The sequence below is a fragment of the Brucella haematophila genome (assembly GCF_005938105.1).
GTDB lineage: Bacteria > Pseudomonadota > Alphaproteobacteria > Rhizobiales > Rhizobiaceae > Brucella > Brucella haematophila.
Map to the genome: position 1 here is coordinate 112,304 of NZ_VCPE01000001.1, position 15,051 is coordinate 127,354.

Here is a 15,051-nt window from a genome sequence, read left to right on the forward strand (position 1 = left end):
CACCCCATTAACACCTCATTTATAGAACCACCACACCATCACCATTTGGCCTCACCAGCCACCACCACAACACGAGGAGCAAACATGTCTCATTTGCAGAAGAATATTCACGCTGCCCTTTTTGGCATTCCAGAGTTAGATCGCCTGGAACTGCATACGATCGCCGAAAAATGGGCGGCAGACAAAAACCGCCCGACCATCCCGTTTCAGCGATTGGCCGAACTTGCCTTTGTAGAAGGATGGTCGCTATCAGAGCTTCCGGCTAATCCCGTCTACACTCAAGTCTCGCAATCGAAAGCCTGGGTATCTGCGGCGTTGCTTGGCGCGATCTATCAAATTTCTGCGGCTTACCGCCGTCAGTCCAACGACACGCACCAGCGGTCTGTTTTGGAGGAACTACAGGATAAGGTCGCACGGCTTACAGCATCATGTCGGGCAGCTTGGCGCGCCGCAGATTTGAAGGTGCCATTTCGCGAACCTCGGCCCGTTGGCGTCAGGTCGTATTCTCCTGAGCCGACGGACGCAGCTGAGCAACATAATGACGGCGCGTTCCGCGGGAAGCGCATATCGCGCGCCAAACTCTATGAGCAGAGCCCGGATCTTCGCGGCGGAGAAGCAGCATGAGCTCCGCTGTGCTCCGGCAGCCGACAACCGACATGATGATCGAGATCGAGCCGCACCGTTATGTGAACTGGATAAGCGCCCTGCAAAACGCCCTTATTGGGAAGCAAGCACATTCGTCCAAGCGACAATATCAGCGCGGAGAGACGGGAGCAGGGAACTCCGTTCAGGACAACCGGGAAGCAACCGGCGCCAAGGAAAACCGAGAAGGTGCGATCTTCGACCGGGCCGCAACGCCGATCAACATTTTCGCGGCTCCAGCCGGACCGGTTCAAAATCCCTATCGTACACGCACCAGATGGCTGCGCGATCAGTCTGGCGCGCTGGTTCGGGATGAACATGGGCTTCCAATGCCCGAGCCGCGCAAGGTCACACGCCGGTCGTCAGTGACGGACCCACGACGGGCTGACTGGATGAAACGGATCGAAGGGACAGAGAATACCTACAAGGTCGCCAAAACTTGGACGGAGGGGAAATTGAAGCAGGAACACACACCAGCAGAGCGGGCCTTGATGCACGCGATGGCAGAGCATGCGCGGGTTGTGTCAGACGGTCAAATTATTGCGGCAGTCGAGCGTATCAACCGGCGCCACACTAAACTTGTCGATTCCGCTGCCAATGACAACCTTCAGGGATGGGAACTTCTTCGCCAGCTTCGCCGTGAGAAGCGCCATGATGATGTAGAGGTTGTCGAGTTCTATCGCGGCCTTTGCAGCTTGATTGCCAGCCAGCCATTACGTGGTTTCGACTACGGCTATGACAGTAGTATGGAGAAGGAATATCGCTCTCTGAAGCTTGAAGGCGAGAAGGATGTTGACGAGGCTGCGGCCAATGGATGGCAAGATAACACAGTGCCTGGTGGCGAGATCGAATACAAGGAAGTGCGGAAGCGCAGCAACTCGGATCTTGGATGGACACACCCGCCGAAAAAGTATGCGGTTGCCGATGACAATACGAAGGTCAAGGCACGCCCATTCGCCGTGAAATTCAATGAGAATGTGATGATCGCCAAAATCGATATGCGACCCGTTATGGAGGAATTGCGTACCGCATTGGGCGTCGGATTGGCACCGTTCGAAGACGCTGTGCTGGGAGGGAAGACATTGACCGAAATCGGTGAGGCGCGTGGCTTTAAAGGCGTGCAGGCATCATCTGCCGGGAAGGCTTTGATTAATGCATCAATCAACGGATTGCGTGAGACATGGGATAAGATAAAGCGCCGCCAGCGCAAAGAGGCAAGACAGGCCATCATGAATGTCGATCGGGCCCGCGCACGTCTGGAACGGCAGTTGTCGCGCGCTGCGTGACGTATAAGTCAAACCCGCTCCCAAGGGGTAACAGGGAGACGAGAAAACAATTCAAAAGCCCGGTCGCAAGCCGGGCTTTTTCTATTTCAGATCAGTGGTGGTTTGCTCCTTTCCCACCACTGTAGTTGCCTAGATGGTTTCTCCTCCCATCGAAGCAACGGGCCGGTTGAGCGCTGTCCCCGGCGCTCCCGGCGACTTTAACAATAAGGTCTGGAAACGCCGCCAGCAAATCACGTGACACTATCCTTGATAGTCGACAGCAACGCTTGCAATTTTATTGGAGGCAACTTCGGTGTAGTTAACGACAATAGACTGAAGCCTCTGATCAAGGTTGGTTACTTCGACTGCCACATCTTTAATCCGGGGTTCATAAGCCGCAAGCGCCCTCAGAGCTTCAAGCTCTATGACTTTCTGTGGATACCCCACCTTGGGCCTACCTGTCTTATCAAGGTATTCCACGCCAAACTCTCTCCGCATTACTCGGGTGCCGACAGGTGTTGTTAGTATCACCTCGATACTTTGGCGGATGTGTTCTGGCTCAGCGATAACTTTGCCCGTGTGTCTATCTATCCCGACCATTTGAGGCCCCTTTGCATGGAATCAATCGCCAATTGTGATTTTTGCAGTCACCCTCGTCAACAGAAATGCCCGGCCATTTTAATGTTGAAGAACGAACATTAGGACATAGTATGGATGTTACCATCGCGTGTGGTGTGACTGGCTGCCTCGCAGTTGTCGCATCGCCATGACCGACCTACGCAGCGCTGACGCAAAGAAGTACCGCCGACATTACAAGTCGGCGAAGTGGAAGCGCATTCGCGAAGCGCAGCTTCGAATGCAGCCCTTATGCGAGTACTGCCTTCAATCGGAGATCGTAGAGTCAGCCACAATCGTGCATCACAGCGAAGGTGGCCATAAGGGCGATGAGCATAAGTTCTGGACCGGACCTTTCGTGTCACTTTGCAAGGAGCACCACGACCGCGACGCCCAGCGCGAAGACCTTGGTCAGACTGTCATCAGATTCGACGCCGAAGGGTGGCCCATCGGGTGATGTGGCCGAAAAGACACACCCCCGGGGGCTATCTCGGTCTCTCAGGCCATCGACAGCGGGGAACCGGCGATGGGCGAACGCGCACGCAAAACCACTTGAAAAGTTGAGATGAGGATTCGATGGCAAACCCACGAAATCCCCTCGCCAAAGCAAAGGCTGAGGGGCGCGATGTGACGCATTCCTCGCGCTACAAGGATCGGAAAGAGCCGAAGGTCAACGCCCATATCGGCAAGGCACCGAAATGGATGAACGCCGATCAGAGCAAGGTTTGGAGTTTGTTCTGCAAGGAACTTCCTTGGCTGAATGGCTCCCATAGGTCGCTCTTGGAAATAGCTACCACGATCCGAACACGCGTTATCGCGAATGAGGAGGTCGGCGTGCAGGCACTGAACCTTTTACGGCAATGTCTAGGCCAGATGGGCGCTACACCTTCCGATGCGACAAAGGTTTCGATGCCGGATGACGGCGAGGAAAAGGACGATTTGGTAGATGACTGAGACGCCGGCGCTCGACCGCGTAAATTCTTATGCGCGTGCCGTGCTCGATGGTGTTGAAATTGCGGGGCCACACGTTCGCAATGCTTGCCAGCGTCATTTCGATGATCTGGCGCAAGCACATGAGCGCGGCTTTTTCTGGGATGACGCAAAAGCTCACAAGGTGATGCGGTTTTTCGAAGAGCGACTGAAGCTGAATGACGGTCAGTTTGATGGCAAGCCATTCAAGCTGCATGCCTCTCAGGCTTTCAAACTTGGTTCGATATTTGGATGGGTCAACTCGGAAGGAAAGCGCCGCTTCCGCCGCGCCTACATCGAGGAAGGCAAGGGCAACGGTAAGTCGCCGTTTGCTGGCGGGCTTGGTCTTTGCGGCCTGATGGCTGATGGGGAAGCGGGTGCGCAAATTTATGCGGCCGGCGCGAAAAAGGAGCAGGCCGGAATCCTGTTTCAAGATGCTGTGAAGATGGCTCGGTCAGCCCCAAAACTGGTAAATCGCCTGAAATTCAGCGGCGGCCTTGGGAAAGAGTTCAATATCGCCTTCCACGAGAAGAAGTCGTTCTTCAGGCCGATTTCGAAGGACGCCGGTAAGACAGGCTCTGGTCCGCGACCACATTTCGCTCTTTGTGACGAGGTGCATGAGCATCCTGACCGCTCGGTCATGGAAATGCTGGAACGTGGTTTCAAGTTTCGCCAGCAACCGCTGCTGGTGATGATCACGAACAGCGGCAGTGATCGAAATTCGGTTTGCTGGGAAGAGCATGAACATGCTGTTCGCGTCGTTGCTGGTACAAGAACGCCAGATGATGACTTCTCCTATGTCGGGGAGGTAATCGATGACACGGCGTTCGCCTATGTCTGCGCTCTGGACAAGGACGACGACCCGCTAGAAGACCCGTCTTGCTGGAAGAAGGCTAACCCGCTTCTCGGCGTGATCCTGACGGAAGATTACCTTGCTGGCGTTGTGGCACAGGCCAAACAGATACCGGGCAAACTGAACGGCATTCTTCGGCTGCATTTTTGCGTCTGGACCTCTGCCGACAAGGCTTGGATGCCACGCGAGACCGTTGAAGCCGTTATGGACGACTTCGACCCCATCGAAGAGCACCGAGGCAAGCAACTGTTCCTTTCTGTCGATTTGTCCGCCGCGCGCGATATGACGGCCTTGGCTTGCGCTGTCAAAACCGGCACCAAGGCCATGGAACGGGAAGACGGATCGACCATCGAACTGCCGACTTTCGACGCATGGATCGAAGCTTGGACACCAGCGGAAACTCTGAAAGCCCGCGCTCTTGCTGATAAGGCTCCGTACGATGTTTGGTTGGAGCAGGGGTTTCTGAACGCATCGCCGGGCAAGCGCATTCGTTACGACTTCGTGGCGCAGCGGGTCGCGCAACTGTCGCAGGATTTCGACATCGAGGGCATCGCGTATGACCGCTACGCCTATGACAAGTTCCGCGAGGAACTGGACGCGATAGGCGTTGAAATCGAGCACATCCCGCATCCGCAGGGCGGCAAGCGACGGTCGAAGGCCAGCGATAAAAAGATCGAGGCGGCGAAAGAAGCAGGGCTGCCTGAGCCACACGGCTTGTGGATGCCGGGTTCAGTCACGGAGCTTGAAAACGCCATTATCGATGGTCGCGTCAGACTTCGGCGCAATCCGGTTCTCATGACCGCCCTGATGGGCGCCACCTTCGATCGCGATCCGCTCGATAACCGGTGGTTCGTGAAAACCAAGGCATCGGTACGCATAGATGCTGCCGTGGCCCTAGCCATGGTTACGGGTTTTGCAGCCGATACACCTGTCGTGGTCACGTCCTCGCTGTCGCCGTGGGACGACCCGGAATTTACTCTAACGAAAGTAGCCTCATGAGGATATTCCCGCGGTTCTCGCGTTCGCGACGAGAAGCCGATATTGAGCAACGCGCCAGCCCTGAAAACGCTGGTGTACCGGTGAGTGCTGAAAATTTCCTGGCTTACTTTGGCGTTCAACCGGTCAACCTTCCATCTGTCACGATCGAAAGCGCCTTCACCGTGCCCGCGGTTCTTGCTGCGGTTTCGTTTCTTTCCCGCACAATGGCCGCGTTGCCTCGTCACGCATATCGTGATGGCAAAGGCGGTTCCAAGCGTCTGGGCGGTAAGCTTGAGACCATTGTGAACACAGCCCCCAACTCGGATATGGGCGCTTTCAAGTTCTGGCAGTACTTTTGGCAGCAGGTTTTTACTGGCGGCCGTGGTCTGGCTTGGATCGAGCGATCGGGAAAAGAAGTTTTGGCTTTGTGGCCGATGGACCCGACCAAAACCACCGTGAAGCGAAAAGGTCTGGCTGTTGTCTATAGATTTGGCGACAAGGAATATCCGGCCGCCGACGTGATAGACGTGCCATTCATGTTGCGAGCTGATGGCATTCGCCATTTTGGCCCTATCGCTCAGGCAGCCAAGGCGATTCAGCTTGCTATCGCCATGAATGACTACGGGTCGAACTTCTTTGCTGGCGGCGGCGTGCCGCCACTGGCGCTAGAAGGTCCTCTGCCGCAAGGCGGGGCGGCCATGCAACGGGCGATGGGCGATATTCATCGCGCAATTGACGAAGCCCGAAAGAGCGAAAAGCCGATCTTTCCAATGCCGCCTGGCCACAAGTTGACCCAGGTCGGCTATGATCCTGCCAAGGGTCAGATGATCGACGCCCGCCGCTTTCAGGTCGAAGAAATCGCCCGCACTTGGCAACTTCCACCTGTATTCCTGCAAGATCTTACGCATGCGAGCTTTTCGAATGCAGAACAGCAAGATCTGCATCTCGTCAAACACCTGATCATGCAATGGGCCAAGGCGCTCGAAGACGAGATGAACCTGAAGATATTCGAGGTTGCGGGTGGTACGCGTTACATCCGTCACAATCTGGACGGGCTTCTCCGTGGTGACTTCAAGAGCCGCATGGACGGTTATGGGGTGGCAATCCAAAACGGTATCCGGACACCAGATGAAGTGCGTTCTCTGGAAAACTTACCAGCCAAGGGTGGGGCGGCGGATCAGCTTCATATTCAGGGCGCCACCGTTCCGTTGGGGACGCAACCGGCGATCGCTCAAACACCTGCCAACGACAATTCTGTTGAGGAAAATGCTGCAGCATGACCGAAATTGAAAAACGTAGTGGGTCTCTCGGCGTAGAGACCCGCGCAGACGACAAAAAGCGTGTGCTGACCGGGTACGCGGTTATCTGGAACAGCAACACGACCATCGGCGACTATTTTGTCGAGCGGATAGCGCCCGGCGCATTTTCGGGGGCGATCGGTGGCGACATCCTGGCTCTTCTACACCACGATTCAGGTCGTGTGCTGGGTCGGACTAAAAGCAACACGCTGAGGCTGAAGGAAGACGCCCGCGGGCTTCACGTCGAAATCGATGTGCCCAACACCACCGACGGCAACGATCTATGGGAACTGGTCGAGCGCGGTGACATCACGGGCATGTCCTTCGGAATGCGGGTAACTAAGCAGGAATGGGATGATACAGGCGCGATACCTCATCGCACCATTCTTGAGGCGGAGCTTTTCGAGGTTACCGCCACTCCCACCCCCGCTTACGAAGACACTCATCTGGCGAAACGCTCGTTAGATGCGTGGAGAGCCGAGGCTGATGCGACTATAGGGCGGCGCCGAGATGAAAATCGAACGGCAGCGGCCCGCCGTATCGCTGAGAAACGCGCCTCTTTTGAACAGAGAATTCGCGGCATCGCCTGATGTCGTGACCATTACCCGGCATGCCGGAGGGTCTGCATGGCAGGCCAGAGCAAAACCGTTATCTTCAAGGAAAATCTAATGTCTCTTACCGAACTGCACGAGCAGCGCGGCCGTCTGGTCACGCAGGCTCGCGAAGCCCTCGACGAAATCAAGTCGAACACCGACGAAGCGCGATCCAGTGAGCTGAACGAGCGCCATGACCGCATCATGACGGAATTTGATAAGATCGAAAATCTTATCAAGCGCGAGAAGACACTCGCTGAAATTGAAGCGCGCGCAGCAGATGAGCGAGCACGACAGCGCCCGATTTCCGATTCCGAAGGTCGCGGTAGCGATGTCGGCGACGAAATCGAATATCGTTCCGTGTTTTATAAGTTCCTCGCCAACAATGCCGATATCGGCGAATTGTCGGGAGAAGAGCGCGCTGTTCTAAAGCGTGGCGTTCAGCCTGCCGCCGAGACCCGTACGCAGGTAACGGCGACCAACGCCGCCGGCGGCTACACCGTACCGGTCGAGCTCGCTAACGAGATCGTCAAGTCTATGAAGGCTTGGGGCCCGATGTACGATGAGGACATCGCGACCGAGATCGTTACTTCCGCTGGTAATCGCATCAACATTCCGACGGTTGATGACACCGAAGTTGAAGCTGACAAGCACACCGAAGGAACGCCTTTGACCGACGATGGCGGCAAGGACGTGACGTTCGGTCAGAAGAGCCTTGACGCGTTCGTGTACGACACTGAGTTCGTTAAGTTCTCCATGGAACTTGCACAGGATTCAATTTTCAGCGTTGAAGCCCTGCTTGGCCAGCTTCTGGGCGAGCGCCTTGGTCGTATTGCAAACAAGCAGTTGACCATCGGCACCGGCACTGACAGCCCGAACGGTCTCGTCACCGCGTCGTCGCTTGGCAAAGAAACGGCTGCCTCGGCGGCGATCACTTCTGACGAACTGATCGACCTGCTGCATTCGGTCGACCCAGCTTATCGCCAGAGCCCGAAAACGCGTTGGATGTTCAACGACCTTACCTTGGGTTCGGTCCGTAAGATCAAGGATAACGAAGGTCGTTACATCTGGTCGATGGGTGACATCACGAAGGGTGAGCCCGGCACCCTGCTTGGTTATCGATACAGCATCAACCAGGCAATGGCAGGCATCGGCGCGGGCAACAAGCCAATCGTGTTCGGTGACTTCGGCAAGTACTTTGTCCGAAAGGTCGGTTCTCCGGTGATTGGCGTTCTTCGCGAGCGCTTCTGGCCGGATCTCGGCATTGCCGGCATCATCCGCTTTGACGGTGAGCTCGGCGATACCGCTGCGGTCAAGCATCTCGTAAACGCTGCATCTGGCGGCTAATCAATCTTCGGGGCGGTTTATCCGCCCCGTTCCTTTTTGGGGACGCTCATGAAAATTACGATTACGACCAGTCTGTCAGGGCCGACCTACACGCTCGAACCTGGCGCCGTCGCCGACTTTGCCGAGGCTGAAGCTATCCGCCTCATCAACGCTGGTTTTGCTATTCCCGCTACAGATGATGGCGAAGTCGAACGTGCTGTGAAATCCGTTCCCAATGGGGAGAGGCGCGAGAAGCGAGGCCGATCGAATGTGGCATCCGTATAAGGTCGCGCAAGGTCCAACGGGCGATGTCATCGCGCTTGAGGATGTAAAGCGCCATTTGAATGTGATGCACGACGATGATGACGTTTACATCCGATCGCTCATTACGGCCGCATCTGACTTTGTTGAGAAGTATTGCGGGATCGTCGTCGCCGGGCAAAAAATCGAAGCGTCCTGTGATGCTTTTTCCGACATGTCTCGTCTGTCGGTTGGTCCGGTAACAGAAGTCGATAAGATCGAATATATCGCTCTCGACGGATCGAAGAACACCGTAAGCGTTGATGCATATGTCTTGAATAGCGATGGTGTTGAGCCATCAATTGCACCCGCATACGGAAGCCATTGGCCGATTGTTAGGCCGGGCTCTCGTGTATCGGCCACCCTGAACGCAGGTTTCAATCCACTTCCAGCGTCTATTCGTCACGCCATGCTGTTGTGGATTGCCGATGCTTACCTCGTTCGGGCTAACAGTGCGACGGTCGAATGGTCAGCTTTTGACAGCCTGCTTTGCAACTACCGAAGAGGCCGATAATGGCCGACACGAAGTTTCGAGCCGATGCAATCGGCCAGTTGAACGCCCGCATCACCTTTGCCAAACGCGTCGAGATTGACGATGGTTTCGGCGGCACCCGCGGCGAGTGGCAAGACCAATTTACAGTGCCAGCCCGCTTGAAGCCGAAGTTTGGCGGCAATGCTGAAAGCCTCGTTGCATCAAGGCTGGTTTCAAAGCAGCCCTATAATTTGACGATCTACAGCAGTACCGCGGCGAGACAGGTCACCGCGTCATGGCGCGCCTATGACGCTCGGGCGGGCAAGACCGGCGAAAACCCCAATCGCGTTTTTGGCATCAAAACCATCGTTAATCCCGACGAGACGAACCGGTTTCTCGAAATGCTGGTTATCGAGAATGAGGTCGCCTGATGGTGGTTCGTGCGAAGCTTAAGCGCACCGATCTGTTGAAGAAGATTCAGCAGATCGCGCCGAAGGCGATCGAAAACATGGCCGAAGCCCAGATGCAGGTTGCTGAAGAAGTTGCCGAAGCAATCAAGGCGCGCGCTCCAGTTCGAGCCAATGGCGGTGGCGAATACAGAGATAGCATCCACGCCGCGAAGCAAAGCGATAATCCAGGCAAAGAGGTCTTCGGGGCCCGCAAATCGAGTGACCCTAACGCGGTCGGCATTTACGGCAACTGGATCTGGCGGTTCTTGGAATACGGCACCAAAGCTAGTGCGGGCACTGCGGCCCGCGTTGATCGTCGATACAAGTCCGGCACCGTTATGACGCAGGCCAAGGGCGCTCATGCCGCCACTCCTGCGCAGCCGCATATCTTCCCAGTCTGGCGCGGCATGCGGAAGAAAGCCGTCAGACGCATTCGTGCGGCGATGAATAAGGCGATCAGAGAGGCCATGAAAAAATGAGCGATAGCGAAAGTCTGGAATTGCAGGGCGCTATTGTTTCTCGTTTGAAAGCATGGCCAGACCTGCAAGCACTCGTCGGTGCCAAAATTTACGACATCGTGCCGTCCGACACGACGGCGCCTTATGTCGAAATCGGTGATTTTGACGATCATCGAGACGACAAAACCTGCGTGTCCGGTCGGCTTATTTACGTGACGATTCATGTGTGGACGAAAGCTCCGGCGGGCAGCAGCCGGGCTGAAACGAGCCGGATCGCAAGGGCCGTGGAAGGCGCGCTCACTGAAGCCAGCCTGACGATGCCGTCATATCGGCTCGTTTCTTTGGACCACAACCGAACGCAGATTTTCAAAGACCTGGACGATGCCCATCTCCACGGCGTCGTCGAGTTTACCGCCAGGACAGAACGCCTGTCCTAGCCCACCTCCCAAGACAAGACAGTTCAACCACAGCCCGCCCATTCGGCGGGCTTTTTGCATTTAAGGATATCAAAATGGCCGATGGTCAGCAGATTGGTCGCCTTCTCCTCATTCAGATTGGCGATGGCGCAACTCCCGAAGTTTTCACGAACCTCTGCGGCTTGCAGACCCGTTCCTTCAATATGTCGGCCAACTCCGTCGACACCACGATCCCAGATTGCCAGAATCCCGGCGCAACGCCGCAGAAGACTGGCGTCCCCGGGATCAAGCAGCGCACCTTTACGGGCTCTGGTAAATTCGTGGCGGGTGCGAACTCCGCGTACTTTATCGGCAAGGTTAACGACGCCGCGATTTTCAACGCGATCGTAATTGTTCCTGGCCTTGGTTCGTATGAAGGCCCGTGGTTCGTGACGGACTTTGAATTCTCCGGCGAGCAGGAAGGCAATATGGACTTCAGCGCTACATTCGAAGCGGCAGGCCCGCTTACTTTCGAAGCCGAGGTATAACATGCAGCTTCCGGTTAACGGAGCTCGCGGCGAAGTCGGCGTCACTATCGGTTGCGTCGAAATCGTCCTCGCGGCGACCATGGGCGGACTGGCGGCTGTTTCTGAAGATCTCGGCTGCAAGTCAATGAACGAGCTGTTCGCACGACTGTCGAACGCCGAGATCAACGCTGCAATTGTCGGCCTTCGACACCTAACGGTGCAGGGCGACGCAGCTGCGGCTATCGAGCGATTGAATTTAAGCCATTTCGCTTCGCTCTCCACTGCATTTCAGGCTGCGCTTGCGCATCATTTCAAAGGCGAGCCGGCGGGAAACGGGGAAGCCGGGGGAAAGTAGCAGCGGCTGACTTCCCTTGGCAGGCGTGGCTGCAAGCCGCTTTCGGAATCCTGCGATGGACGCCGAAAACATTCTGGAACTCGTCTCTGACGGAGTTCCTTGCCGCTCTTGATGGCTTCACGGAAGCCCGAGGCGGGAAGAAAAACGCAGAGCCACCGACCGACGCGCAGATGGATGATCTGCTCGCGAAATACGGAAAACCCAAGAAGCCCGCCTAGTGCGGGCTTTTTCTTTTATGGAGAGCCGCGTGGCCGACGAAAATTCCGATATTATTTTATCCATATCCTCAGACGTCGCATCTATGCGGCGCGCGCAGAAGCGCATGGACGAGATGCTCCAAGCGATGGGTCGCAGTTCCGATAGCGCCTTCAACAAGATGGCTGACCGGGCGAACGCTGATATGCGCCGTATTGAAGAGGGCGCTATCAAATTGCGTCGCCAGCTCGACGCAACATTTCAGCAGTCGTTCGGGAGCAGCCTGAACAAAGGACTGGCCGCGGTAGGCTCCGTCTTGGGTACAAACGAGGTCCGCAAATACGCAGACCAATGGACCAGTGCAGAAAACATGCTGAAGGCAGCGACCGCTGCCACCGGACTGCAGACGCGCTCGTTAAAGGAGTTGCGCGCCGGCGCGGATGACGCGCGCGTGTCCGTCGAGGATTATGTCGATCTATACGCGCGCATGGTGCGCTCGGCATCTGGTGTAGCCAAGTCCGAAAACGAAATTGCGTTGGCGACCAATCTCGTTTCTAAGGCGTTCAAGGCCGGCGGCGCGTCTGCGCAGGAACAGGCAGCCGGTATTCTACAGCTGGGCCAGGCGCTCGGCAGTGGCGTTTTGCAGGGTGATGAACTGCGCTCACTGCGCGAAAACGCGCCTATCGTTGCCAAGGCCATCGCGGACGAATTTGGCGTTACCGTTGCTAAGCTGAAGGATCTTGGCGCCGAAGGCAAGCTGACTTCAGACCGAGTGTTTAGAGCGATCATCAATGCTCAGAAGACTGTTGAAGCACAGTTCGCCGCGACGAATGCCACGATCAGCGACGGCATGACCGCCATAAAGAATGCGATGCTTCAGTATATCGGTACTGCTGGTGACGTCACCGGAATCTCGGCCACCGTATCGCGCGCCCTGATTCTGATTTCGCAGAATTTCGACCAGGTAGCGGATGCTGGTATGCAGCTGGCCGCGGTTCTCGCTGGCGTGCTCGTCGGTCGGTCTTTGGGCGGCATGATCCGGACGCTTGGAACCACGACGGCGGCATTGGTGAAGTTCCATCAGGCGGCGAAGGCTGCACAGGGTGCGATGGGGCTCGTGCAAGCTATGGGTGGTCTTGGAGCGGCAGCTGGCCCGATTGGCGCCATTATCGGTGGTGCGCTCGTGCTGGCCGTTGGTAATTATGCCGTCAGCGCCATGGCAGCGCATAAGAATTCCGACACTCTTCGCGCCGAAATGGAAAAACTGGGTCTCGCAGCGCCGAAGGCTGCGGATGGGATCGATAAAGCGGCGGACTCGCTCGATAAGCTCGCTGACTCTGAGAAGGTGCGGAAGCTCAAAAGCATCAATGATGAAATTGAGCGACTGCGCAATGGCGGCGGACGCTTTGGCAGTCTGTTCGGCAAGGGCGACGAACTTGATCTACTGTCAGCGAACGCGACATCACCGCTACAGAACGTCATTCAAAATCTGAGCATGTCGGACGCTGACAAGTCAGCCCGTCGCGAAATCGCTCAGCTTATCGAAGATTTCAAGTCGTTCCAGATTTCGGCCAGTGACGCGCAAAAGAAGCTGACAGACATTGGAAACACCAATGTAAGCATGGGTGTTGTTGAACTGCTCAATAAAGTTCGAGAGTCAGTAACCGGTATCAGCCAACTTCAGGCTTATTCAACACGCTTTGGCAACGAACTTGAGGCAAACGTCGGCAAAGTTGGAGAAGAAATTCTCGGCCTGAAAGGTATGCTTCAGGAAACGGCCAGTGTCGGCGTTATCTCCCAAGAGCAATACAATGAACTTTCCAAGCTAATCGATGAGTTCGCCAAGACTGGTCGCGGTGCAGATACACTGAAACAGCGGCTAACGGAAATCGGAGACGGTAAGCCGTCATTTGATTGGCTTCATGGTCAGTTCGACAATCTCATCACGAAGATGTTGGTCGTGATCAAAACCGCCCAAGACGCTGGACGTGCCATGCAGTTGGCATACCCGGTAGGCGTCCCCGACGAAGCAAAGGCCACAAGCTCCGCCAACGATCCGTATATCGTCCAGCGGAAAAAAGAAAACGCAGCCGCTGCTGACTTCGAGAAAAACGCGACCCGGCGAGCTGGTCTGACGAAAACACAACTTGAGCTCGAAACCAAACTCGCGGATGTCCGTAAGCGCCTTCAATCCGAAGGTGTGACGAAGCCTGACGAAGATATGGTGAAGCGCATCGCTGATGCGGAACTGGCTGGCGAAAAAGCTCGATCTGCAGAAGGCAAGAAGCCGAAGAAAGAAAAGGCCACTCCGAAATCCACCGATCAGAAGATCGATAGCGACATTCAGGCCGTAAAAGACCGCACGGAAGCCTTGCGGCTTGAAGCCGAGATGGTCGGCAAGTCCACTGCCGAGCAAGAGAAACGCCGCATAGCGATGGATCTGGAACATGCCGCGCTGGCGAAGCTGAAGGACGAGGCGATCAAAAAAGGCCAGAAAGATTTGTCGAACATAAAAATTTCGGCGGATCAGCGGGCCCAGATCGACCAAGTTGCTGAAGCCTATGGACGGGAAGCGGCTGCCTTGCAGTTGGTTGAAGACCGGCAGCGACGTTCTGAGCAAGCCGCGAACGACTTTTACGAGTCATTCAAAAGCAGCACGATAGGTGCAATTACTGGCGCAAACAGTCTGGCGGACGCGTTGAAGAACATCGGCAATAGATTGGCGGAGTTGTTCTTAAATGCTGGGTTCGATGCACTGTTCAAGCCGTCATCCAACGGTATGAGTGGCGGCGCGTTCGGAGGCTTCTTCAATAGCATAGGCAGTCTGATTGGCCTGAAAGACGGAGGCCAAATTCCCGGCTACGACAGTGGCGGCCGTATTCGGGGCCCGGGCGGACCTCGTGACGACAAGGTGTTGCTGTGGGGGTCGAACGGGGAGTTCATGATGAACGCCGCTGCGACCCAAAAGTGGCTGCCAGTTCTGGAAGCCATGAACGCCGGCAAACTTCCACAGTTGCGTGACGGCGGGGGCGTTGGCTTTTCTGCACCGCGAATAGCTTCAGCGTCGATTCCTGTTCCTAGCATCCCTAGTGTCGCCCAGCTGTCGGGCACTTCCAGCGTCGACAACTCGCGCACCGATAATTCGGTGAGCGGACCAACCATTAACGTGACGGTCAACGGTGCCACCGGCAATGCGGAAGTCGCGGCAATGGTGCAGGAAGGGCTCGCGAAGGGCATGATGGCCTGGCAGCGATCACCTCATTTTGCGAATGCAGTTTCGCAGGGTGTCAAACAAGCCAATAGCCGCGGAATGCTGCGGCGCTGAATTAAACAAGGACGGTCTTCGGGCCGTCCTTTTCTT

At 56.0% G+C, this 15,051-nt stretch carries 18 protein-coding genes; 17 read left to right on the forward strand and 1 reads right to left on the reverse strand.

Translation table 11 applies throughout. The features are described 5' to 3' along the window. The first annotated feature begins 84 nt into the window (after positions 1 to 84). Together FGI60_RS00490 and FGI60_RS00495 are read left to right on the forward strand one after the other, a co-directional pair. On the forward strand, positions 85 to 624 hold the full coding sequence (locus FGI60_RS00490; RefSeq protein ID WP_138783469.1) for a hypothetical protein: 540 nt from the start codon (positions 85 to 87) through the stop codon (positions 622 to 624). After that, entirely contained in the window at positions 621 to 1,928 is a 1,308-nt protein-coding gene (locus FGI60_RS00495; RefSeq protein WP_138783470.1) for a hypothetical protein, read from the forward strand. Before FGI60_RS00490 ends, FGI60_RS00495 begins: the two co-directional genes overlap by 4 nt. 240 nt (positions 1,929 to 2,168) lie before the next feature. Here FGI60_RS00495 and FGI60_RS00500 read toward each other — a convergent pair whose 3' ends face one another. Continuing rightward, positions 2,169 to 2,507 (reverse strand): GPW/gp25 family protein, encoded by a 339-nt coding sequence (locus FGI60_RS00500; protein WP_138783471.1) that lies wholly within the window; start codon positions 2,505 to 2,507, stop codon positions 2,169 to 2,171. A 166-nt stretch (positions 2,508 to 2,673) separates the two neighbouring features. On the opposite strand from FGI60_RS00500, the gene FGI60_RS00505 reads away from it, so the two are divergent. The 15 genes from FGI60_RS00505 to FGI60_RS00575 all read left to right on the forward strand — a co-directional run bounded on the left by FGI60_RS00505 (position 2,674) and on the right by FGI60_RS00575 (position 15,015). Beyond that, positions 2,674 to 2,979 (forward strand): HNH endonuclease, encoded by a 306-nt coding sequence (locus FGI60_RS00505; protein WP_138783472.1) that lies wholly within the window; start codon positions 2,674 to 2,676, stop codon positions 2,977 to 2,979. A 119-nt stretch (positions 2,980 to 3,098) separates the two neighbouring features. Beyond that, on the forward strand, positions 3,099 to 3,476 hold the full coding sequence (locus tag FGI60_RS00510; protein WP_138783473.1) for a hypothetical protein: 378 nt from the start codon (positions 3,099 to 3,101) through the stop codon (positions 3,474 to 3,476). After that, positions 3,469 to 5,343, forward strand: a complete 1,875-nt coding sequence (locus tag FGI60_RS00515) for a terminase large subunit (protein WP_138783474.1) — start codon at positions 3,469 to 3,471, stop codon at positions 5,341 to 5,343. The genes FGI60_RS00510 and FGI60_RS00515 overlap by 8 nt, the downstream gene beginning before the upstream one ends. Then, positions 5,340 to 6,602 (forward strand): phage portal protein, encoded by a 1,263-nt coding sequence (locus FGI60_RS00520; RefSeq protein WP_138783475.1) that lies wholly within the window; start codon positions 5,340 to 5,342, stop codon positions 6,600 to 6,602. Before FGI60_RS00515 ends, FGI60_RS00520 begins: the two co-directional genes overlap by 4 nt. Next, positions 6,599 to 7,210: an HK97 family phage prohead protease gene (locus FGI60_RS00525; protein ID WP_138783476.1), complete on the forward strand. Its 612-nt coding sequence runs from the start codon at positions 6,599 to 6,601 to the stop codon at positions 7,208 to 7,210. The genes FGI60_RS00520 and FGI60_RS00525 overlap by 4 nt, the downstream gene beginning before the upstream one ends. A 78-nt stretch (positions 7,211 to 7,288) precedes the next feature. Then, positions 7,289 to 8,560: a phage major capsid protein gene (locus FGI60_RS00530; protein WP_138783477.1), complete on the forward strand. Its 1,272-nt coding sequence runs from the start codon at positions 7,289 to 7,291 to the stop codon at positions 8,558 to 8,560. A gap of 48 nt (positions 8,561 to 8,608) precedes the next feature. Further along, a complete protein-coding gene (locus tag FGI60_RS00535) occupies positions 8,609 to 8,824 on the forward strand; it encodes a hypothetical protein (RefSeq protein ID WP_109367601.1) in 216 nt (71 codons plus the stop codon). Next, entirely contained in the window at positions 8,808 to 9,353 is a 546-nt protein-coding gene (locus tag FGI60_RS00540) for a head-tail connector protein (protein ID WP_171058659.1), read from the forward strand. The genes FGI60_RS00535 and FGI60_RS00540 overlap by 17 nt, the downstream gene beginning before the upstream one ends. After that, a complete protein-coding gene (locus tag FGI60_RS00545; protein WP_138783479.1) occupies positions 9,353 to 9,742 on the forward strand; it encodes a head-tail adaptor protein in 390 nt (129 codons plus the stop codon). The genes FGI60_RS00540 and FGI60_RS00545 overlap by 1 nt, the downstream gene beginning before the upstream one ends. A 35-nt stretch (positions 9,743 to 9,777) precedes the next feature. Beyond that, a complete protein-coding gene (locus FGI60_RS00550; protein WP_171058660.1) occupies positions 9,778 to 10,239 on the forward strand; it encodes an HK97-gp10 family putative phage morphogenesis protein in 462 nt (153 codons plus the stop codon). Further along, entirely contained in the window at positions 10,236 to 10,655 is a 420-nt protein-coding gene (locus FGI60_RS00555; RefSeq protein WP_138783481.1) for a DUF3168 domain-containing protein, read from the forward strand. The genes FGI60_RS00550 and FGI60_RS00555 overlap by 4 nt, the downstream gene beginning before the upstream one ends. A gap of 74 nt (positions 10,656 to 10,729) precedes the next feature. Then, complete coding sequence (locus FGI60_RS00560; RefSeq protein WP_122066996.1) at positions 10,730 to 11,161, forward strand: phage major tail protein, TP901-1 family; 432 nt, start codon at positions 10,730 to 10,732, stop codon at positions 11,159 to 11,161. Between the two features lies 1 nt (position 11,162). Continuing rightward, positions 11,163 to 11,495, forward strand: coding sequence for a hypothetical protein (locus FGI60_RS00565; RefSeq protein WP_138783482.1), 333 nt, complete (start codon positions 11,163 to 11,165; stop codon positions 11,493 to 11,495). Beyond that, on the forward strand, positions 11,426 to 11,713 hold the full coding sequence (locus FGI60_RS26775; RefSeq protein ID WP_374843510.1) for a phage tail assembly chaperone: 288 nt from the start codon (positions 11,426 to 11,428) through the stop codon (positions 11,711 to 11,713). Before FGI60_RS00565 ends, FGI60_RS26775 begins: the two co-directional genes overlap by 70 nt. A gap of 29 nt (positions 11,714 to 11,742) precedes the next feature. Continuing rightward, complete coding sequence (locus FGI60_RS00575) at positions 11,743 to 15,015, forward strand: tape measure protein (protein ID WP_171058661.1); 3,273 nt, start codon at positions 11,743 to 11,745, stop codon at positions 15,013 to 15,015. Positions 15,016 to 15,051: the final 36 nt, after the last annotated feature.